Below are 18,993 nucleotides of genomic sequence, written 5' to 3' on the forward strand. Positions count from 1 at the left end.
GCGCTTTCCATACTTGCGCGCAGCGGTCTGCCCTACCCTCCTCGCAGAAAACATGCCATGCTGCGTGCGCCCGCCAGCGCCATTCGCTGTTGATTTGGCAGCAATCCGCTGCATCCATGGCAGCAGCGTGCTGCGCGCGCAGCAGCCATGAAAAAAGCCGGAGCCGCATCACTGCGGTTCCGGCTCCACGGGGTCAGTCATGCGCCTAGTCGATGGCGCCCGCCTTTTTCAGGAAGGTGCGCAGGATGTTACGGCTCAGATTCAAATGCTTCGCCGTGCGCACCTGGTTGCGCTCATTGCGCTCCCACGCGGCGCGCACCAGTTCCTGCTGCATGGCCTCAAATTCCACGGCTTCGCCCGAGTCGAGCAAGGCTTGCCAGGCGCGGGCGAAACGTTCGGCGGCCAGCAAGTCGTCCTGGCCGGCCGCGCCGTGGGCCGCGTAGGCGATATCGGCGCCGCCGGCCCAGGCGTCCGGCACGGGGACAGGAGCGGATGCGGGCGCTGGCGCGGGAGTGGTGGCAAGTGCGCGGTGCCAGCCCGACAAACTCAGGTCCTCGGCGCGCACCACGCCGCTGCGGCACACGAGCAGCGCGCGGTGGATGACGTTTTCCAGTTCGCGGATATTGCCCGGCCACGGGTACGCCAGCAAGGCTTGCTGCGCGTCAGCGCCCAGCTCCACCTCACCCAAGTGCAAGCGCTGCGCATAGATGGCCATGAAGTGGCGCGTCAGCGGCATGATGTCGCCCGGGCGTTCACGCAAAGGACGCAGCGGCAGGCCGATCACCTGCAGCCGGTAATACAGGTCTTCGCGGAAGCGCCCGGCCCGCACGGCTTCGGCCAGATCCACATTGGTCGCGGCAATCAGGCGCACGTCGATGGGGATGGCGCGCCGCGCCCCCAGGCGCACCACTTCGCGCTCCTGCAGCACGCGCAGCAGCTTGACCTGCATCGCCAGCGGCAAGTCGCCGATTTCGTCGAGGAACAGGGTGCCGCCGCTGGCCGTCTCGAACCAGCCAGGTTTGCCCTGCTGCGCGCCCGTAAACGCGCCTTTTTCATAGCCAAACAGTTCGCTCTCGACGAGGGTTTCGGAAAACGCGCCGCAGTTAATCGCCACAAAAGTCTGCTCGGCGCGCCCGCTCAAGCCGTGTACATGGCGCGCGATCAACTCTTTCCCGGTACCCGTTTCGCCCGTGATCAGCACCGTCGCCTCGCTGGGAGCGATGCGCTCGATCAGCTCATGCAACTGGCGCGAACGGGGGTCGGCAAAGACAAAGGCCGTGGCGCGCACCAACAAGCTCATTTGCTGCGGGTCGCGGAAGGCGACCAGCGCCTCGCTATCGCCGTCATCGCCCGCGCCGCGGGCCAGGTGGGCGCTGCGCGCGAAATCGCTGCTGAAATTGTGGGCTAAGAGTTCCATGAGCCGACTATACCGCGCTCCATCTCCAGGCGTGAACGAATGGTGCCGCGCTAGCTTATCCGGATTTTGCATATGTGGGGCGTTGGCCCGAACCTTGCTGCAGCAAAGGAGCAGGCAATGTCGCCTGCCCACCACGGAGCCCCCATGCCAGCACGCCAGCTTGGCCTGAATGTGTTTTTACAACGCCACGGCCACCATCCGGCCGCCTGGCGCCAGCCATCCGCCAGCGCCAGCGGGCGGCCCGACCTGGCCTGGTGGCTGCGCGCCGCCAAACTGGCCGAGGCGGCCAGGTTCGACAGTTTCTTTATCGCCGACTTCATCGGCCGCTCCGGCGCCGTCACGCCCGACACGGGCCGCGCCGCCATCGGCCTGCCCTTCGAGCCCTTCACCCTGCTGTCGGCGATTGCCGCCGTCACCAGCCATATCGGCCTGATCGCCACCATCAACACCAATTACGAACACCCCTACCACGTGGCGCGCAAATTCAGTTCGCTCGACCACCTGAGCGGCGGGCGCGCTGGCTGGAACGTCGTCTCCTCGTTTGGCGAGCATACGGCGCGCAATTTCGGCATTCTTGAACCACGCAGTCACGCGGCCCGCTACGCGCGCGCCGATGAATTCGTCGCCTTGTCCAAGGCCCTGTGGGATAGCTGGGATGACGACGCCCTCGACCAGCCCGACCGCGCCGGCGGCCAGTTTTACGCGCCCGCACAAGGGCATGCGCTCAACTTCCAGGGCGAGTATTTTGCCTCGCGCGGCCATCTGGGACTGGCGCGGCCCGCCAACCCGCACACGGTGGCGGGGGCGCGGGCCGCCTGAGCAAGGCCAGACTAGCTTGGATCAGGATCAAAATGCTTGCGCAAGCCTTGCCAGCATTCGAAATAGTCGTTTTGCAGCAGCTCACTGCTTAGGGCGAACGGCGTCGGCTTGAGGATGGTGCGCGTCTCGAACATGAAGGCCATGGTGTCGCCCACCTTGACGGGGGCGGACGTGTCGCTGTGCGACGCCTTTTCGAAGGTCTGCGCATCGGGACCGTGGCCGGACATGCAGTTGTGCAGGCTGGCGCCGCCCGGCACGAAGCCGGCCGCCTTGGCGTCGTACACGCCGTGGATCAGGCCCATGAATTCGCTGGCCACGTTGCGGTGGAACCAGGGTGGGCGGAAGGTATGCTCGGCAGCCAGCCAGCGCGGCGGAAAGATGGCAAAGTCGATGGCTCCCAGCAGCGGGTTTTCGCTGGGCGCTTGCAGCACGAGAAAGATCGACGGGTCCGGATGGTCGTAACTGATCGATCCGATGGTGTTAAAACGGCGCAAATCATATTTATACGGCGCGTAATTGCCATGCCAGGCCACCACGTCCAGCGGTGAATGGTCGAGCGTCGTGCGCCACAAATGGCCGCCGAACTTGGCCAACAGTTCGCACTCGCCATCGATGTCTTCATAGGCCGCGTGCGGCGTGAGGAAATCCCGGCTGTTGGCCAGGCCGTTCGAGCCGATGGGCCCCATGTCGGGCAGGCGGAAAGCCGTGCCGAAGTTTTCACACACATAGCCGCGCGCCACGCCATCGGGCAGGGTCACGCGGAAACGCACGCCGCGGGGAATCACGGCGATTTCCTGCGGTTCCAGTTCGATCAAACCCAGTTCCGTGGCAATCGCCAGCCGGCCTTCCTGCGGCACGACCAGCAATTCTCCATCGGCCGAATAAAAGAAGCGCTGCATGGCACGGTTGGCCGCATACACGTGGATGGCGCAGCCGCTCATCGCTTCGGCGCTGCCATTGCCAGCCATCGTCTGCCAGCCATCGATGAAGTCCACTGGCGTACTGCCGTCGGGCAGTGGCAGCGGGTCCCAGCGCAACTGGTTCGGCGGTGTGGGCGGCATGGCGTGGAAATCGCTGACGATGCGGCTGTTGGCAAGCAAAGTGTATGGCGGATGCTGGCTGGCGGGACGGATGCGGTACAGCCAGGAACGCCGGTTCTGCGCGCGCGGCGCCGTAAAGGCCGTGCCCGACAATTGTTCCGCATACAGGCCTAACGGCGCCTGCTGCGGCGAATTCTGCCCCTGTGGCAAGGCGCCGGACACGGCTTCCGTGGCAAATTCGTTGCCGAAGCCGCTTTGGTAGCCGGCGCCTATCATGCCGGCTCCGCCAAGCCGTCGGCCGCGTCGCGCAGCAAGCGCTGCACCACGTCGGCCTGGCCGATGGCGCCCATGGCCAGCAAGGCGAAGCGGGCCAGAAACAGGGGCGAACGCTGTTCGCCCAGGCCGCTGATGGTGTGGCACAGCTCAGTGTAAAGATTGTCCAGTTCGATATCGGTCATATTGTCTCCTTGTTACTTTGATTGGGCGATGCCGGCCGCCGCCAGCGCCGCCGCCACCTGCCCCGCCTGCACCTCGCGCCAGCGGCCCAGCACATGGCCATCGGGACGCACGAGGTAAAACGTGCCTGGCTGCGCATCAAACAGCGAGAATACCTGCACCGTGTGGTCCCAGGCGCACCCTTGCGCCCCGCTGCGGGCGATCGCCACCGTCGTCAACGGCAATATGTCGCCCAGCGCCAGCAGTTCCGCGGGCACGGCACCATCGTCGCTGAAGTACAGTCCCGTAAAATCGCCATCGGTGCGCTGCACCAGATCGGTAATATACCCCGCTTTTTGTCCGCCGTTGTGCGGCAGCGCCAGCGGACATTCCGGCAAGACCGTACCCGGCGCCGGGCCGGCGGCAAACGTCTCGCTCTCTGGCGCATTCAGGGGCGACTGCGCATAGGCGATGGCGCTGGTCTGGCGCGGGTTGATCAGGGAGCGCACGTGCGCATGCTTGCCCGCCAGGCCCAGCACGGCCGTGCGCATCAGCTCGAAGGCAAAGGTGGGCGGCGCCATGAATTCCGTGCTTTTCGTACCGTGGCGCAGGTTTTCACGGGCAGCGTACACGCGCTCGTCCGAATAGCTGTCCAGCAAGGTATGCGGCGCCTGGCCCTTGACGACATAAGCGAGCTTCCAGGCCAGATTGTCCGCATCGTCGATGCCCGAGTTCGCTCCGCGCACGCCGAAGATGGGCACCAGGTGGGCCGCGTCGCCCGCGAACAGCACGGGGCCGTGCCGGTATTTATCCAGCGTCAAGGCGTTGGCTTTATAGATGGTGATCCACACGGGATGCCACGGTGCCTTTTCTCCCATCATGGCCAGCAAGCTGTCCACGCGGGGCGCCACGTTTTCCAGCAGCACGGCCGCCTGCGCATCCTCGTCGTCGCGCAATTGATAGTCGATGCGCCAGATATCGTCGGGCTGCTTGTGCACCAGCACGGTCGAGCCGGGATTCGATGGCGGGTCGAAATACGCGAGGCGCTCCGTCGGGCGATCGCTCTGCAGGTGGATGTCGACGATCACATAGCGGCCTTCATAGCTGGTGCCCTGCAATTTGAGGCCCAGCGCCTCGCGCACCACGCTGCGCCCGCCATCGGCCGCCACCAGCCAGTCCGTCTCGATTTTGTAGGTTTCATCTGGCGTGGCCACGGTGACGGTGGCGCCGTCCGCGCGCTGGTCCACGCCAGTGACCCGCGTTTGCCAGCGGATATCGATCAGCTCCGGCAAGCGTTCAGCCGCGTCGAGCAGGAATTGCTCGATATGGTATTGCGCCAGGTTGACCATGGGCGGCAGCTTCTGGTTCGCGTCTTGCGGCATCGTGAAGTGCAGAACTTCCGCATCGCGGTAAAAGCTGCGCCCGCCCGCCCAGGGCAAACCCTTGGCCAGGAAACCGTCCAGCGCGCCCAGGCGTTCGATGATTTCCAGGCTGCGCCGCGAGATGCAGATGGCGCGGCTGCCCGTGCAGACGCCATCGTCCGCTTCGATCAGCACGCAGCGCACGCCGTGGCGGGCCAGACCCAGGGCCGTGGCCAGACCCACGGGCCCGCCGCCGACGATCAGGACCGGCACATGCTGCGTGCCAGAGCCAACTGCTTTACCGGGCGGATACACCTTCGGCACATGGGGATAAGGGTGAAACGTGTCGCTCATGATGGGTTCCTCTTCAAGAATGTGTTTTACCGGCACGCGCGATGGGCAGGGTCAGCACGATGGCCGCGCCGGCCACCAGCAGCACGCTGGCGTACAGCAAGCCCGTGGCAAAGCTGTGCGTCAAATCCTTCAGCCAGCCCACGACGACGGGGTTCAGGGCGGAGCCGATATTGCCCGTGGCATTGATGACGGCGATACCGATGGCGCGCGCCCCCAGGCTCAGCGCCCGGTCCGGTGTCGTCCAGAAGACGGACATGGCCGTGTAAGCGCCCGTCGAGGCCATGCACACGCCCAGCAACTGCACCACAGGATTGCCGGCATACGCGGTGAAGAGCCAGCCGCTGGCCGACAGCAGCATGGGCCAGACGATATGCCAGCGGCGCTCCTGCAGGCGGTCCGAGCGGCGGCCCCACAGAATCATGCCAATCACGGTGCACACTTGCGGAATGGCGGCCAGCAGACCAATTTGCGTGTTGCTGGCGTTGCTATTAAAACTTTTCACGATCAGCGGCGTCCACACGGCCACCATGGCCAGGGTGTTGACCAGGCAAAAATAGGCGATGCCGAATTTCAGCACGGTGGGCGACAGCATTTCCGCCAGCACCGATATCTTTTGCTGTGGCGCGATGTGCACCGCGGCAGGCTTGTGTTCGGCCGCCAGCATGCGCGCCAGCACTTGCTGTTCCAGCTTGCCCAGCCAGTTCGCCTTGCCAGGCGAGTCATCGAGGTAGCCGTACACGGCCAGGCCCAGCAGCACGGAAGGCATGCCTTCGAGCAAGAACAGCCATTGCCAGCCCTTCAAGCCCCAGTGGCCATCGAGGCCCAGGATCAGGCCCGACAAGGCCGAGCCGATGGCGGCCGTGACGGGCATGGCGATCATGAACAGGGCATTGGCGCGCGCCCGGTAGGCGCTGGGGAACCAGTAGGTCAGGTAGAGCAGCATGCCGGGCAGGAAGCCCGCTTCCGTCACGCCGACGAGAAAGCGCAGCGCATACAGGCTGGCCGGGCCGCTGGCGAACAGGGTCGCCGTCGAGGCCAGGCCCCAGGCGATCATCATGCTGCCTATCCATTTACGCGCGCCGATGCGGGCCAGCACGATGTTGCTGGGAATGCTGCACGCGATGTAGGCGATATAAAACAGGGTGGTGGCAAAGCCGAACTGGGTGCCGGACAGGCCCAGGTCTTGCATCATGGTCAGGCCGGCGAAGCCGATATTGATGCGATCAAGAAAGGAAAACACGAACAGCAGGAACAAGAATCCCAGCAAATGGCGCGACACCTTGCGCATGACTTGCTGTTCAAGTTGGACGGTGGCCGCGTCAGGAACGGGCGCAGTAGTAGCGGAAATGGCGGGGGGAGCCGCCTGGGTGATGGTCATGCTTGTCTCCATAAGGTGTCGCCCTCCCCTTGTTGTTGTTCTTGGGTAAGAGCTGCCGGGTGATCCCGGCTTGCAACACAGTATGCAGACGACTACGCCAAAGGCTGTCCCCATTTTAGGGACAGCCTTTGGCCAAAAGAACTAGCCAGCGTGCCTAGCCGCGTTTCTTGATGGGCACGTTGTCGATCTTCTGGTTGCCATAGATGAAGGAGCCGTGGCCGCTCCAGTTGTTGTCGGTCACAAAGGTCGCCTCGAACTTGGCCAGGTAGCTGCCGATGGCCGGTGGCGGTACGGACACCACGTATTCGCCGCTCAGGCTGAAGACGCGCGTGGCGCCGCCGATGCCCAGGCCGTGCACGGGACCGCTGACGGGACGGATCACAACGCGGCCATTCGGTGGTGCGATCGACTGCGTAATCAGGGCTTCGCCGCTGACGCTGCCGTCAGCGGGATTGTAAAACAGGGCCAGATTCAGGATGGGTGCGCCAGGCAGGCCGAGATTGCCGGCGATCAGATAGACGTGTTCTACCGCATTCAGTTCAGTTGAGGACACAATGGACTCCTTCGGGGAATGATTCCTGAGCCATGAAAAGGTGGAGATCGCGCGCGGCGACAGGCACTGGCTATCAGCCTTGCCGATGGCCGTTACTTAGCGGCGCATCAACACTCTGCCGACAGCATAGTCCTTATTTTCGTGCCAATATGCTCACATTATTGCCTTGAATTTCAGCAATTTTGTGCTGTACACGCCATGCGGGCTTAGCCAGCGATCTATATCGCTGGCGGCCCCAGACATAGCGCAAACAATTGACGCTGGCTGGAAATGCCCAGGCGCTTATACGCGCGCTTTTGATAGGTGATGACGCTGGAAGGCTGCACGCCCATGCTGTCGGCGATCTCCACGGCCGTCAGCCCTTCGAGCACGCCGCGCAGCACATCGAGTTCGCGCTTGCTCAATTGCGGACCATGCTGGTGCAACCGGGCCAGCATCATGGGCGAAACGCCTTGCGCGGGCTGGCCCTTCAGGCTGTAGTGGTGTTTCGCCGCATACGCCAGCAGCGGCGACAGGGTTTCGACGGCGGCGATTTCGCCGGGCAGGAACTGGCCCTGGCTGCTGTCGCGGTAGAAATTGACGGACAGCCAGATGTCACCGGCTGGCTGCACCAGCAGGGATAAACGGTCCGAGACATTCGGTTTCTGGTAGCAAACGGCGCGGTAGCCCGGATGATCGATCTCGTCGCTGGCCTGCTGGTGCAGCACGATGGCGGGATCGAGTTTCCGCCCCGGCGCCGGCACAATCACGCGCTGATTGCCATCGAGCGCGTAGTAGTGGCGCGCGTAGCTCTCGGCAATGTCTTGCAGGAAACGGCCGCCGCGCCGGTCGGCCACGGCGACAGTGCGGGGGCGGTTGCCAAATTCATAGGCAAAAATCGTGCACTGGGCAATGGGCGCGACCGTGCTGACCGTTTTCAGGATGGCCCCGGCGACGGCATTCACGTCGGCATGGCCGATGGCCGCCATCAGCTCCAGGGTACGCCCGAAGTCCAGCTGCCCTTCCGCCTGCCGCCGCTCGACGCGCCAGTAACGCATGCCCGCTCCCCCTCTTCCTCTTCGCTTACTGCGCGCGCTGCGGCAAGACCCAGTCCGGCCGGATGTAGTGGCAGGTATAGCCGTGTGGCAAGCGCTGCAGATAATCCTGGTGCTCGGGTTCCGCTTCCCAGAACGGGCCGGCCGGCGCCACTTCCGTCACCACCTTGCCGGGCCACAGGCCGGAGGCGTCGACGTCGCGGATGGTGTCTTCGGCGACCCGTCTTTGCTCTTCGTTCGTGTAGAAGATGGCCGAGCGGTAGCTCGTGCCGCGGTCATTGCCCTGGCGGTCCGGCGTGCTGGGGTCATGGATCTGGAAGAAAAATTCCAGGATCTTGCGGTAGCTGATGGTGTTCGGGTCGAAGATGATCTCGATCGCTTCCGCGTGCGTGCCGTGGTTGCGGTAGGTGGCGTTGGCCACGTCGCCGCCGCTGTAGCCCACGCGCGTGGCGATCACGCCAGGATAACGGCGCAGCAAGTCTTGCACGCCCCAGAAGCAGCCGCCCGCCAGGATCGCGGTTTCCTTGTCTTGTGCCATGGTGTCTTTCCCGTTCTAGTCAGAAGCAGCTATCTTACTCTGTCGCGCGACTTTCTTCAGCGGGCCAGCAAGCGTTTGAGCTGCGCCGCCTGGTAGGCGCCGATGGCGTCGTTGAACAGGCAGCGGATCAAGGGATCGTCGACGATGTCGGCCTCCTCCAGTTCGGCCCGCGCCTCGGCATCGAAAGGACCATCGTTGATGCGCATGTACATCGACGTCAGCGATTCGCCCAGCACCAGCGCCGCATGGCATTTCACCAGCGGCACCTCGGTGGTCCAGCCCGGCGCTTCGCCCGTGTCCGGCACAAGGTCGATCAAATCGCCATGCGTACGGTAATGCAGGACTGTGGCGGCGCCATCCTGGCCGGACAGCGACAGCCGCCACAAACGCGGCGCCTGGAAATAGCTATCCTCGGGCAATTCCATGTCGCGGTAGCGCTCGAGCAAGCCGTTCCGGCAAAAATCGAGCACCAGCGCCGTGTCGTCGGCATGCAAGGGCGCGAAACGCCGGGCGATGTCCGCCGTGGCGGGCGGCGGCGCCTCGGGGCGGTAGTCGAAATCCACGTCCTGCGGGCCCACGGGAATGACCCACGGCAGCGGCACGGCCGTCTGTAAACCGTGTGCGTCGAGCAGCACGGCCGTCGACGGGTCGAGGCGGAAGATGTGCGCGTCCGGCAGCGCGGCGCCGATCTCATCGGCAAACCGGCGGTAAGTGATCGGGAACATCGCATGGTTGTACCAGGACCAGTCTTCCTGCACGAACTGGCAGGAACTGGGCACCAGGTAACGGGGCGCCAGCGCGCGCAGCTGCGGCACCCAGTCGTCTGGCAAATCCACTGGTCCTCGCGCTGCCAGCGACGGCGCGATGACGGCGATTTCGCGCATGGTCTGGAATGGCCACAAGACCATGTCCCAGGGCGCAAAGGCGGCCAGCTGCTCAAGCGTCTCCGGGCCGATCCAGGAATCGACGACATTGAGCACGTTCAGTCCCGCCGCTCGCACCTGGAACAGCGAATCGACATCGTCGTCCAGCGCGCGGCGCGGAATCACCTCGATGGCGCCCACCCGCACGGGCACGTCCACGTGCAGCCGCTCGACGGCAGTAAAACCCAGCGCGCGGATCATCGCGAACAGCTCGTCGAAGACGCAGTACAGGTAGATGGGCGTGGCGCGGTCGAGCACGTCGAGACTGTCGAGCGAGCAGTGGTCGTCGTGGAAGTGCGAGATGAAGACGGCATCCCAGCGCAGCCGGCGCACGGCGTCGAGGTCGAAGCGCACGGACGGAAACGCGTGGCAGTTGCGGCTGAACGGGTTTTCGACGATGGGGTCGAAGGCGATGGCCGTGCCTTCGCATTCGAAGACATAGCCGGCGTGCAGGATGCGGGAGATTTTCAGGGGCATAAACAAGCTACAAATAAAACCCGGTTGGGCAGCGCGCCATGATAGCTGAAAAGGCGGCCGCACTGCCCCATGTTTACTTAGTACGGATTATTCAGCACATCCATCGCGAAGTAAGTAAAGATCATGTCCGCGCCCGCGCGCTTGATGGCGCCCAGGGTTTCCTGCACCACGCGGCGCTCGTCAATGGCGCCCGCCTGTGCGGCGAACTTGATCATCGCGTACTCGCCGCTGACCTGGTAGGCGCCGATCGGCAAACGTGTCACCTCACGCAGGTCGCGGATGATGTCCAGGTAGGCACCGGCCGGTTTCACCATCAGCGCGTCGGCGCCTTCGGCTTCGTCGATCAGCGACTCGCGGACCGCTTCGCGGCGGTTCATCGGGTCCATCTGGTACGTTTTGCGGTCGCCCTTGAGGGTGCTGCCGGCGGCGTCGCGGAAAGGGCCGTACAGGCCGGAGGCGAACTTGGTCGAATACGCCATCACGGGCGTGTCGTGGAAACCGGCTGCGTCGAGCGCGCTGCGGATCGCCGCTACCTGGCCATCCATGGCGGCCGATGGGGCGATGATGTCGGCGCCCGCCTGGGCCGCGATGACGGCTTGCTTGCCCAGGTTCAGCACCGTGCTGTCATTGTCGACCGTGTCGCCATGCAGGATGCCGCAGTGGCCGTGGTCCGTGTATTCGCAGAAGCAGGTGTCGGACATGACGACCATTTCCGGTACGGCGTCCTTGATGATGCGCGACATGCGCGCCACCAGGCCGTCCGGGTTCAGGGTGTCCGTGCCATGGCTATCCTTGTGGTGCGAAATGCCGAAGGTCATGACGGAGCGCAGGCCGGCGCGCGCGTAGCGCTCGACTTCCTGCGCCAGCTTCGCTTCGGGAATGCGGCGCACGCCGGGCATGGACTTGATGTCGATGAAATCGCTGGACCCTTCATCGACGAAGATCGGCAGGACCAGGTCGCGCGGATTGATCTCGGTCTCGCGGAACAGCTCGCGCAGTTGCGGGGTCGCGCGCAGGCGGCGCATGCGCGAAGTGGGGAATTGTGCTGGCATGGGGTGACTGGCTTCAGGTTAAGAACGCCGATAAGTATACGCCGATCACGCCGATTGCGCCGGGCCGCCCGGCAAAAAAGCCGCGCAGGTCAAGAAACGCTTCGTTCTACCTTCATTGCGCGTGCAGCAGGGCCGCCACTTGCCAGCGCATGTCCGCCGCCAGTTGCACCAGCATCGCGCCGCGGCGGCGCGCATCGGCGCGCTTTTTCGACGGCACAAGCTCCAGGTCCGGCATCCGGCAAGGGCCGCATGGCAGGCGGAAATTGCCGTCGCTGGTGGGCAGCGCATGCAGTTCCTGCCACGCCAGGTCGTAGTCACAGGAGATGTGTCGGCGCCGGCGCCAGTTCAGCGCGATGCGGTTGGCGTTGCTGACCAGGTCAAGGTGGCCGCAGCCGAAAAAGTCGCCCAGGTCGCGCAAGGCGGCCACCATCAGGTTTTTCGGCCGGCAGCCATGCAGCGCCCGTGTGGCCTCTTTCACCGCCTGCGCACCGGCGGGTGAGCGCAAGCCCTGCAAGGCGCCCAGCTGGATGACAGTGCCGCCAGACTGGGGACGGAACAGGAAACTGGCCAGGTATAGCGGGACGCCGTCGCGCGTCAGACGCAGGCACAGTTCCCCTTCGCGGTGGCTGTCGTGGATGGCCGTCAGCTGCAAGCGGTAGCTGGCGCCATCCTTGCCCTCGATAGTGGCCAGCACCAGCGCGCGCCGCGCCGCGTATTCGACCAGCGGCCGCGCGCCAGCCTGCCACAGGAAGCGGTAATGTCCGCACAGCAGGTCCACCCTCGCCGCGCAGCCAAACCGGCGGCTGGCATAGGGACGATAAATCTTGTACCGCAGGCTGGGATGGGCCTGCGTCAGCGCCGCCAGGCCAGGCATCAATGCGATGAACGCTTGCCAGCGTGCGCGTTGCACGGGAAAGACGATGGCGCCCAGGGCGGCCTTGAGGCGGTGCCCATGCTGGCGCAGTGGCGCCTGCTGCGGCGCGGCGTTGTCGCCGGTAGCGGTAAAAGTATGCATGAAAACGGCTCTGCGACGGGTCGGGACAGGCAAGCCGCGGCGGGCCGCGGGCAGCCCGGAACAGGCGGCTGCGCGCATGCTGCCGCCTGTTCCGGGTAGAGCGGATGATAGGGGGAGGCGAAAATGAAGGGGGTTACAAGTTGGTAATGTGCCGGCCGGCCACTGGCGCTGGCAGCTTAGCGCAGCAGCCGCAATCGCAGGCGCAAGCCCGGCGCCGCATCCTCGATCTCCAGGCTGCCGCCATGCAGGGCCGCGATGGCCGCGACGATGGACAGGCCCAGGCCATTGCCGGGCAAATGGCGGCTCTTGTCGAGCCGGTAAAAACGCTGCGTCAGCTTCGGCAGTTCCTCCGCTGGCACGCCAGGGCCGTTGTCGCGCACGGCCAGCCAGTTGCCCTGTTCATCGCTGCCGGCCGACACTTCCACCGTGGCGCCCCGCCCCGCGTATTTGATGGCGTTGTCGACCAAGCTGGCCAGGGCGCTGCCCAGCAGGTTGCGGTCGCCGCGCGCCGGCACGCCCTCGCCATACATCTGCACCAGCAGCACGCCCTGCTCGTCGGCCGTCGCTTCGTACATTTCCACGATGTCGGCGCCGATCTGCTGCAGGTCGATGTCGTCGAAATTCTCCGGGCGCATGCCCGATTCGGCCGCCGCGATCTGCAGCAGCTTGTCGAACACGCGCGTGAGGTCGTCGATATCGTCGATGGCCGCCTGCGCCGCGCTCTCGTAGCCGGCCACGCCCTGCTGCTGGCGCAAGGCGCCATCGAGCTTGTTGCGGATGCGGCCCAGCGGCGTGCGCAGGTCGTGCGCGATGGCGTTCGACACGTGGCGCACGCCTTCCATCAAGTGCTCGATGCGGTCGAGCATGCGGTTGATATCGCGACTCAGCAAGCCAAATTCATCTTCGCTGGAGACGGGTATGCGCCGGCTCAGGTCCCCCGCCTCGATTTCCCCCGCCGTGCGGCGGATCTGCCCGATGCGCGCTTCGAGCTGGCGCCGGAACAGCCACGCGCCTGCCACCACCAGCAGGATGGCCACCCCGCCGCCATAGGCCAGCGAGCGCAGCACCAGGGTGCGGATCGACTTGCCCTCCTCCATGTCGCGTCCGACGAACAGGCGCGCGCCGCCCGCCAGGTCGCGGATCAGCATGCGCGCGGGCACCCTGCGTCCTTCGCGCGTGACGTCGCGGTGCAGCAAGCGGTCCACGGGGCTGCCAAGGTCGGGCCACGACGACAGATTGCCCGCCACGCGGCGGCCATCGGCGCCCACCAGCAAAAAAATCTCCGTGTCGCTGTCGGTGCGGTCTGTGAGCAAATGGGCGATTTCCGCCGTCGTGCGGCTGCTGCCGCCTTGCTCGTACAAAGCCGCAAGGCGCTCCGAGAGCAAGGTCAGCTTGCGGTCCACGCTGCGGTCCAGCACGCCGATGGTGCCGAAATAGAACACGGCGCAGACAATGCTGATCGAGACGACCACCAGCACGCCATAGCCGAGCGCCAGGCGGGCCGCGATCGAGCGGTGCCAGTTACGCACTATCGATCACGCCCAGGGTGTAGCCGACGCCGCGCACCGTGTGGATCAGCGGCGGCGAAAATTCCTTGTCCACCTTGGTGCGCAAACGGCTCACCTGCACGTCGATGACGTTCGTCTGCGGGTCGAAATGGTAGTCCCACACAGCTTCGAGCAGCATGGCGCGCGTGACGGACTGGCCCTGGTGGCGCATCAGGTATTCCAGCAGGCGGAACTCGCGCGGCTGCAGGGCGATTTGCCGGTTGGCGCGCGTCACGCGCATGGTGCGCATGTCGAGCACCAGGTCGGCCACCTGCAGCTGCGTCGCTTCGGGCACGGGCGCGGCGCGCCGCAGCAGCGCCTCGATGCGCGCCAGCAGTTCGGCGATGGCGAACGGTTTCGACAGATAATCGTCACCGCCGCTGCGCAGGCCGCGCACGCGCTCGTCGACGCTGGACAGGGCGGACAGCACCAGCACGGGCGTGTTGCTGCCCATGCCGCGCAGGCGCGCGACGATGGCCAGGCCATCGATCTCGCCGGGCAACAGGCGGTCGAGCACCAGCGCATCCCAGTCTTCGCCGCAGGCCAGGCGCATGCCGTCGATGCCATTGTCGCAGGCGGTGACGTCGTGGCCCGCCTCACGCAGGCCGGCACAGATATAGCGGGAAGTTTCAGCTTCGTCTTCGATGACCAGGCAGCGCACGGAGGTTCCTTGTAAAAGTCAGGGCAGCAGATACGCGCAGCATACGCCAGGCACGGGCCGCTTGCAACGCGCCGCCACGTGCGGCGAACGATGACAGGGTCGGGTACAATACAGCCTCGACAATTTTTCGCCGCGCCCGCGCGCGCATGTGCGCAGGTTTTATCGGCGCCTCGCGGCTTGCCGCGGCCTGCATAGCCACCACTGCCATTAACGAACAGCAGGCACGCCTGACGCGCGCCACAGACAAATACAGCCATGAAATCGACCTACTCTCTCGCACTGGCGCTGGCCATGGCCATCACCTGCGGCAGCGCCGCCGCCAAAGACACCAAGCAAAGCATGCTGTTCGATGAAATCCCCATCGGCAGCTGGAGCACTTCCGCCGAACTGGGCGCCATCACCACCTCGGGCAACACGGTCGGCACCTCCGTCACCGGCAAGATCGACGCACGCCAGGAACTCGATGACTGGAGCAACCAGTACATCTTCAGCGGCTACTTCAAGGAAGACGAAACGACCAACGACGACGGCGAGAAAGTGCGCGAACGCTCGGCCGAACGCTTTTCCGCCTCCGCCAAGGCCGCCTACAAGCTGATGGCTGACCATGAAAAACTGTTCGTGCTGGCCTCGCACGTGAACGACAAGTTCGGCGCCTACACCAAGTACTCGACCCTGGCCGTCGGTCATGGCTCGCGCTGGTACCAGTCGAGCGACAAGAGCGTCGACGTGGAAGTCGGTCCGGGCTATTTCAGCGGCACCAACGATGCAGGCGAATCGGAACACGGCCTGACGGTACGCGGCGCAGCCGCCATGAAGTGGAAGATCAGCCAGTCGGCCATGTTTACGCAGACGATCAGCGTGGAACGGGGCACCTCGAACACCCACTCGATCGCCGAAACGGCCCTCAGCACGAAAATCAACGGCACCATGCAGATGAAGGCCGCCTTCAGCGCCCGTAACGATACGCGCGTACCCGACGACAAGAAGAACACGGATACGCAGACGTCGCTGACCCTGGTCTACTCGTTCTGAGATGCCGGCCACGCTGATGCGGCGACTGCGCGTATGCGCCCTCCTGTGCGCCGCGGCGCTGCTGAGCGGCTGCGCCGCCGTCACCGTCAGCGCGATCTCGCCAGCCGACTACCTGCAGCAACGGCGCGGCGACATCCTCACCACGGGCAAGCTCAGTGCCTCGGCCAGCGAAGTGCTGCGCATCATCGGCAGCGACATCGCCGCCTGCGAAGCGAATACGGGCAGTTGCCGCGCCGACCTGGCCCGCTCCGAGCTGCTCAGCGACGAGCAGCGCCTGGCCACACTGTCCGAATTGTGGCTCGAAACTGCCCTGGCGGAAGAAAAACAGGGCGGCCACCCGAGCGCCGAACGGCTGGCCGCCTGGCTCGAATCGGCCCGCTATGCGTATGCCTACCTGTTTTACACGACGCGCACGCCGGGCCAGCGCGCCTTCGAAGAGCGGCAGACGCAAATCCGCGACTACTATAACTATGCCGTGCAAAAGGCCGTCGGCAACCTGTTCCGCCACCGCGGCGAATACCGTCCCGACGGCCATGTGATCCGCGTCGCCGGCTGGGAAATCGACAGCGAATTGTCGGCTCTGCGCCTGCCCGACGACGGCACCCTGCCCGAGGAACTGCTGCCGGCCACCTCGCTGTCGTTTTCCGGCCTGCGCAATGTGTACCGGCGCGACGGCTTCGGCGCCGACCTGGTGGCAGTCATGCCCAAGCCCCAGGCGTCGAAAGGCGAGTATGTGCCCTACCAGGAAACCCGCTTCCCCGTCGTCACGGCGCTGATCCGCTTCGACGGCAACAGCCTGCAGGAAGTGCTGGCCACGCAGCAGCTGCTGGTGATGCTGGTCGACCCGACACGCAGCGAATCGACGCGCATGGCGGGCCAGGAACTGCCCGTTGCCGCCAATTTCACGGCCGGCTATGGCTTGTGGCTGGCCCGTTCCGGCTTTGGCGTGCAGGCGCTGCGCACCCTGTTCGGCCGCGCCGACGGCATTTCGCGCCCGCAGGTGCACCTGATGCAGCCCTACGACCCGAACAAGCGCACCATCGTCATGCTGCATGGCCTGGCCAGCAGCCCGGAAGCGTGGATCAATGTGGCGAATGAACTGATGGGCGACGAACAGCTGCGCCGCCGCTACCAGATATGGCAGGTGTACTACCCGAGCAATGCGCCACTGGCGGCCAACAATGTCGCCATCCGCCAGGCGCTGAACGCGACGCTGGCGCAATTCGCCCCTTCGGCCAAGGCCGACGCCGCGAACGACATGGTCTTGATCGGCCACAGCATGGGCGGCGTACTGGCGCGCCTGATGGTGTCCGATGCCAGCAACACCCTGCTCGACGCCATCACCGAAGAATACAATTTGAAGGGCAAGAAGGCGGAAAAGGTGCGCGCCGGCCTGGCGCCCTACCTGAATTTCACGGCCATGCCGCAGGTGAACCGCGCCATCTTCATCGCCGCGCCGCACCGCGGCACCTCGTTCGCCAACCACAAGGTGGCGCGCTGGATCGCCAACCTGATCACACTGCCCATCAACATGCTCGACCAGTTGTCCGACGCGGCCGGCAGCTTGGCGCAGCTGGACACGGGCAGCAGCGAGCCACTGCGCATCCCCAACAGCATCGACAACCTCAGCGACAAGGACCCATTCGTACGCCTGGTGGCGGACCTGCCCATCTGCCCGAAAGTGCGCTATTACTCCATCATGGGCAACGACACGCCGGACCTACCCCTGGCGGAATCGAGCGACGGCGTGGTGCCCTACGCCAGCGCCCACCTCGATGGCGCGTTGTCGGAGAAAGTCATCCCCTCGTGGCACAGCGTGCAGGAAAGCCCGCAGGCGATTTTGGAGATACGGCGGATTTTGCGGCTGCCTGACAGCCTGCCTTAGGCCCCGTCACGCCCGCAAGGCCGCCAGCGCAGTAGCGGCGGCCAGCGCGGCAAAGCAGCCGGACAAGGGAGGCAAAGGTGGAGCGGATGGCCGTGGCGCATGCAGGCGTGACGCCACGGCGCACAGGATGCCGGTGGCGGCCGCATCGCCCGCCTCCCCCGTGCCCGCCAGCGCGGCCAGCGAACGGGAGCCCATCGCCCGCTCAAGCAGCAAGACATCATCATCGGATGACGCGGCCAGCACGCGCACGGTGCCGTCACCATCCCACCAGCGCAGCACGGCGCCAGCGCGGCGCTCATCGTCGCCAGTCGACAGCTTCAGCATGGCCGGCTGGCCGCCCTGCAGCACGGGCACACCATCGGCGCGCAGTGACCATTGCCGAAAATAGTCGGCAATGCGGTTCTGGTAATCCATGGGTAATCCTGAGATGAGGGTCAGGACACTACTATAAGAGACAGGCGGGCAGGTAGCCTGTTCATGCCGGCTCGCGCCATTTGTCCTTAATCTCCAGCATGGCCGGCAAGTGTTCGACAAACAGCGCCAGCAGGTCCGGGTCGAAGTGCGTGCCGCTGTCGCGCTGCATGGTGGCGATCGCGTCCGACACCGTCCAGGCGGGCTTGTACGGGCGTTCGCTGGTGAGCGCGTCGAAGACGTCGGCGATGGCGACGATGCGGCCCTCATGGGGGATTTCCTCGCCTTTCAAGCCTTGCGGATAACCGCTGCCATCCCATTTCTCGTGATGCGTGAGGGCGATGGTGCGCGCCATTTTCAGCAGGCCGCCCGCATGCTCGCCGATGATGGCCGCGCCGATTTCCGCGTGGCTGCGCATGACTTTCCATTCGTCCGCATCGAGCTTGCCGGGCTTTTGCAAGATGGCGTCGGGGATGCCGATCTTGCCCACGTCGTGCATCGGCGCTGCGTTCAGCAGGTCTTCCGCCCTGCCCGCGCTGTAGCCGGCCGCCAGCGCCAGCTGGCGCGCGTAATAGCTCATGCGGATGACGTGCATGCCCGTCTCGTTATCCTTGTATTCGGCCGCCTGACCCAGGGTCTGGATCACCTGCAGGCGCGAGCGGCGCAATTCCTCGGCGTCGACCAGCGACAGATGCGTGCGCACGCGGGCGCGCACGATGGGCGGGCTGACGGGTTTCGTGATGTAGTCGACGGCGCCAGCGTCAAAACCGTCCGCCTCGTCCTTCACGTCGCACAGGGCGGTGACGAAAATGACGGGAATCGGCGCCGTGACCGGCATGGCCTTGAGCTGGCGACACACTTCATAGCCCGTCATGGCGGGCATCATAATGTCGAGCAGGATCAGTTCGACGGGGTTGTTCTGCGCCAGTTCCAACGCCTTCTCGCCGTCCTTCGCATACAGCAGGCGGTAGTCGTCCTGCAGAATCTGGCGCAGCACCTGCAGATTCGTCGCTTCATCATCGACCAGCAGCAGGATCGGTTTGTCTTCGTGTAAGGTCATC

The 18,993-nt window shown here is 65.0% G+C and carries 18 protein-coding genes; 3 read left to right on the forward strand and 15 right to left on the reverse strand.

Going from position 1 to position 18,993, the window contains the following annotated elements:
- Positions 1-205 precede the first annotated feature (205 nt).
- A complete protein-coding gene (locus tag ACQ4WY_RS02215; RefSeq protein WP_436502632.1) occupies positions 206-1,417 on the reverse strand; it encodes a sigma-54 interaction domain-containing protein in 1,212 nt (403 codons plus the stop codon).
- A gap of 144 nt (positions 1,418-1,561) precedes the next feature.
- Between ACQ4WY_RS02215 and ACQ4WY_RS02220 the strand changes: the two genes are divergently transcribed.
- Positions 1,562-2,236, forward strand: coding sequence for an LLM class flavin-dependent oxidoreductase (locus ACQ4WY_RS02220; protein WP_436502633.1), 675 nt, complete (start codon positions 1,562-1,564; stop codon positions 2,234-2,236).
- 11 nt (positions 2,237-2,247) lie between these two features.
- On the opposite strand, the gene hmgA is transcribed toward ACQ4WY_RS02220, so the two are convergent.
- The 12 genes from hmgA to ACQ4WY_RS02280 all read right to left on the reverse strand — a co-directional run bounded on the left by hmgA (position 2,248) and on the right by ACQ4WY_RS02280 (position 14,604).
- Positions 2,248-3,552 carry a homogentisate 1,2-dioxygenase gene (gene hmgA / locus ACQ4WY_RS02225; protein WP_436502634.1) on the reverse strand — a complete coding sequence of 435 codons (1,305 nt, stop codon included), beginning with the start codon at positions 3,550-3,552 and terminating at the stop codon, positions 2,248-2,250.
- Positions 3,549-3,734 carry a hypothetical protein gene (locus ACQ4WY_RS02230; RefSeq protein WP_436502635.1) on the reverse strand — a complete coding sequence of 62 codons (186 nt, stop codon included), beginning with the start codon at positions 3,732-3,734 and terminating at the stop codon, positions 3,549-3,551. Before ACQ4WY_RS02230 ends, hmgA begins: the two co-directional genes overlap by 4 nt.
- 12 nt (positions 3,735-3,746) lie before the next feature.
- Positions 3,747-5,426 (reverse strand): FAD-dependent oxidoreductase, encoded by a 1,680-nt coding sequence (locus tag ACQ4WY_RS02235; protein WP_436502636.1) that lies wholly within the window; start codon positions 5,424-5,426, stop codon positions 3,747-3,749.
- A 13-nt stretch (positions 5,427-5,439) separates the two neighbouring features.
- Positions 5,440-6,804, reverse strand: a complete 1,365-nt coding sequence (locus ACQ4WY_RS02240; RefSeq protein WP_436502637.1) for an MFS transporter — start codon at positions 6,802-6,804, stop codon at positions 5,440-5,442.
- A 154-nt stretch (positions 6,805-6,958) separates the two neighbouring features.
- Positions 6,959-7,357, reverse strand: a complete 399-nt coding sequence (locus ACQ4WY_RS02245) for a DUF1842 domain-containing protein (RefSeq protein ID WP_353656937.1) — start codon at positions 7,355-7,357, stop codon at positions 6,959-6,961.
- Between the two features lie 218 nt (positions 7,358-7,575).
- Complete coding sequence (locus ACQ4WY_RS02250; protein ID WP_436502638.1) at positions 7,576-8,394, reverse strand: helix-turn-helix domain-containing protein; 819 nt, start codon at positions 8,392-8,394, stop codon at positions 7,576-7,578.
- Between the two features lie 25 nt (positions 8,395-8,419).
- Positions 8,420-8,929 carry a peptide-methionine (S)-S-oxide reductase MsrA gene (msrA, locus tag ACQ4WY_RS02255; RefSeq protein WP_436502639.1) on the reverse strand — a complete coding sequence of 170 codons (510 nt, stop codon included), beginning with the start codon at positions 8,927-8,929 and terminating at the stop codon, positions 8,420-8,422.
- A gap of 56 nt (positions 8,930-8,985) precedes the next feature.
- Positions 8,986-10,329, reverse strand: coding sequence for an MBL fold metallo-hydrolase (locus ACQ4WY_RS02260; protein ID WP_436502640.1), 1,344 nt, complete (start codon positions 10,327-10,329; stop codon positions 8,986-8,988).
- Positions 10,330-10,406: 77 nt separating this feature from the next.
- Positions 10,407-11,381 (reverse strand): porphobilinogen synthase, encoded by a 975-nt coding sequence (gene hemB / locus ACQ4WY_RS02265; RefSeq protein ID WP_035819309.1) that lies wholly within the window; start codon positions 11,379-11,381, stop codon positions 10,407-10,409.
- 112 nt (positions 11,382-11,493) lie between these two features.
- Entirely contained in the window at positions 11,494-12,396 is a 903-nt protein-coding gene (locus ACQ4WY_RS02270; protein ID WP_436502641.1) for a VirK/YbjX family protein, read from the reverse strand.
- A gap of 176 nt (positions 12,397-12,572) precedes the next feature.
- The gene (locus tag ACQ4WY_RS02275; RefSeq protein WP_436502642.1) at positions 12,573-13,925 is read right to left on the reverse strand and encodes a sensor histidine kinase; all 1,353 of its coding nucleotides are present in this window, start codon (positions 13,923-13,925) and stop codon (positions 12,573-12,575) included.
- Positions 13,918-14,604 (reverse strand): winged helix-turn-helix domain-containing protein, encoded by a 687-nt coding sequence (locus tag ACQ4WY_RS02280; RefSeq protein ID WP_353656930.1) that lies wholly within the window; start codon positions 14,602-14,604, stop codon positions 13,918-13,920. Before ACQ4WY_RS02280 ends, ACQ4WY_RS02275 begins: the two co-directional genes overlap by 8 nt.
- Positions 14,605-14,859: 255 nt before the next feature.
- On the opposite strand from ACQ4WY_RS02280, the gene ACQ4WY_RS02285 reads away from it, so the two are divergent.
- The gene (locus tag ACQ4WY_RS02285) at positions 14,860-15,636 is read left to right on the forward strand and encodes a DUF481 domain-containing protein (protein WP_436502643.1); all 777 of its coding nucleotides are present in this window, start codon (positions 14,860-14,862) and stop codon (positions 15,634-15,636) included.
- Between the two features lie 16 nt (positions 15,637-15,652).
- Positions 15,653-17,521 (forward strand): esterase/lipase family protein, encoded by a 1,869-nt coding sequence (locus ACQ4WY_RS02290; protein WP_436502644.1) that lies wholly within the window; start codon positions 15,653-15,655, stop codon positions 17,519-17,521.
- A gap of 6 nt (positions 17,522-17,527) precedes the next feature.
- Here ACQ4WY_RS02290 and ACQ4WY_RS02295 read toward each other — a convergent pair whose 3' ends face one another.
- Both ACQ4WY_RS02295 and ACQ4WY_RS02300 read right to left on the reverse strand, forming a co-directional pair.
- Positions 17,528-17,935 (reverse strand): aminoglycoside phosphotransferase family protein, encoded by a 408-nt coding sequence (locus ACQ4WY_RS02295; RefSeq protein ID WP_436502645.1) that lies wholly within the window; start codon positions 17,933-17,935, stop codon positions 17,528-17,530.
- Between the two features lie 61 nt (positions 17,936-17,996).
- Positions 17,997-18,992 (reverse strand): response regulator, encoded by a 996-nt coding sequence (locus ACQ4WY_RS02300; RefSeq protein ID WP_436502646.1) that lies wholly within the window; start codon positions 18,990-18,992, stop codon positions 17,997-17,999.
- Position 18,993 lies beyond the last annotated feature (1 nt).

The sequence above is a fragment of the Janthinobacterium salmonicoloratum genome (assembly GCF_051380845.1).
Taxonomy (GTDB): domain Bacteria; phylum Pseudomonadota; class Gammaproteobacteria; order Burkholderiales; family Burkholderiaceae_D; genus Janthinobacterium; species Janthinobacterium lividum_F.

What these genes read in the sequence shown, in the direction of transcription:
- ACQ4WY_RS02300 (WP_436502646.1), bottom strand. Translation starts at nt 18,992, where the DNA reads ATGACCTTACACGAAGACAAACCGATCCTGCTGCTGGTCGATGATGAA.
- hemB (WP_035819309.1), bottom strand. Translation starts at nt 11,381, where the DNA reads ATGCCAGCACAATTCCCCACTTCGCGCATGCGCCGCCTGCGCGCGACC.
- ACQ4WY_RS02215 (WP_436502632.1), bottom strand. Translation starts at nt 1,417, where the DNA reads ATGGAACTCTTAGCCCACAATTTCAGCAGCGATTTCGCGCGCAGCGCC.
- ACQ4WY_RS02285 (WP_436502643.1), top strand. Translation starts at nt 14,860, where the DNA reads ATGAAATCGACCTACTCTCTCGCACTGGCGCTGGCCATGGCCATCACC.
- ACQ4WY_RS02240 (WP_436502637.1), bottom strand. Translation starts at nt 6,804, where the DNA reads ATGACCATCACCCAGGCGGCTCCCCCCGCCATTTCCGCTACTACTGCG.
- ACQ4WY_RS02220 (WP_436502633.1), top strand. Translation starts at nt 1,562, where the DNA reads ATGCCAGCACGCCAGCTTGGCCTGAATGTGTTTTTACAACGCCACGGC.
- ACQ4WY_RS02230 (WP_436502635.1), bottom strand. Translation starts at nt 3,734, where the DNA reads ATGACCGATATCGAACTGGACAATCTTTACACTGAGCTGTGCCACACC.
- ACQ4WY_RS02235 (WP_436502636.1), bottom strand. Translation starts at nt 5,426, where the DNA reads ATGAGCGACACGTTTCACCCTTATCCCCATGTGCCGAAGGTGTATCCG.
- ACQ4WY_RS02290 (WP_436502644.1), top strand. Translation starts at nt 15,653, where the DNA reads ATGCGGCGACTGCGCGTATGCGCCCTCCTGTGCGCCGCGGCGCTGCTG.
- ACQ4WY_RS02270 (WP_436502641.1), bottom strand. Translation starts at nt 12,396, where the DNA reads ATGCATACTTTTACCGCTACCGGCGACAACGCCGCGCCGCAGCAGGCG.
- ACQ4WY_RS02295 (WP_436502645.1), bottom strand. Translation starts at nt 17,935, where the DNA reads ATGGATTACCAGAACCGCATTGCCGACTATTTTCGGCAATGGTCACTG.
- ACQ4WY_RS02250 (WP_436502638.1), bottom strand. Translation starts at nt 8,394, where the DNA reads ATGCGTTACTGGCGCGTCGAGCGGCGGCAGGCGGAAGGGCAGCTGGAC.
- msrA (WP_436502639.1), bottom strand. Translation starts at nt 8,929, where the DNA reads ATGGCACAAGACAAGGAAACCGCGATCCTGGCGGGCGGCTGCTTCTGG.
- ACQ4WY_RS02260 (WP_436502640.1), bottom strand. Translation starts at nt 10,329, where the DNA reads ATGCCCCTGAAAATCTCCCGCATCCTGCACGCCGGCTATGTCTTCGAA.
- hmgA (WP_436502634.1), bottom strand. Translation starts at nt 3,552, where the DNA reads ATGATAGGCGCCGGCTACCAAAGCGGCTTCGGCAACGAATTTGCCACG.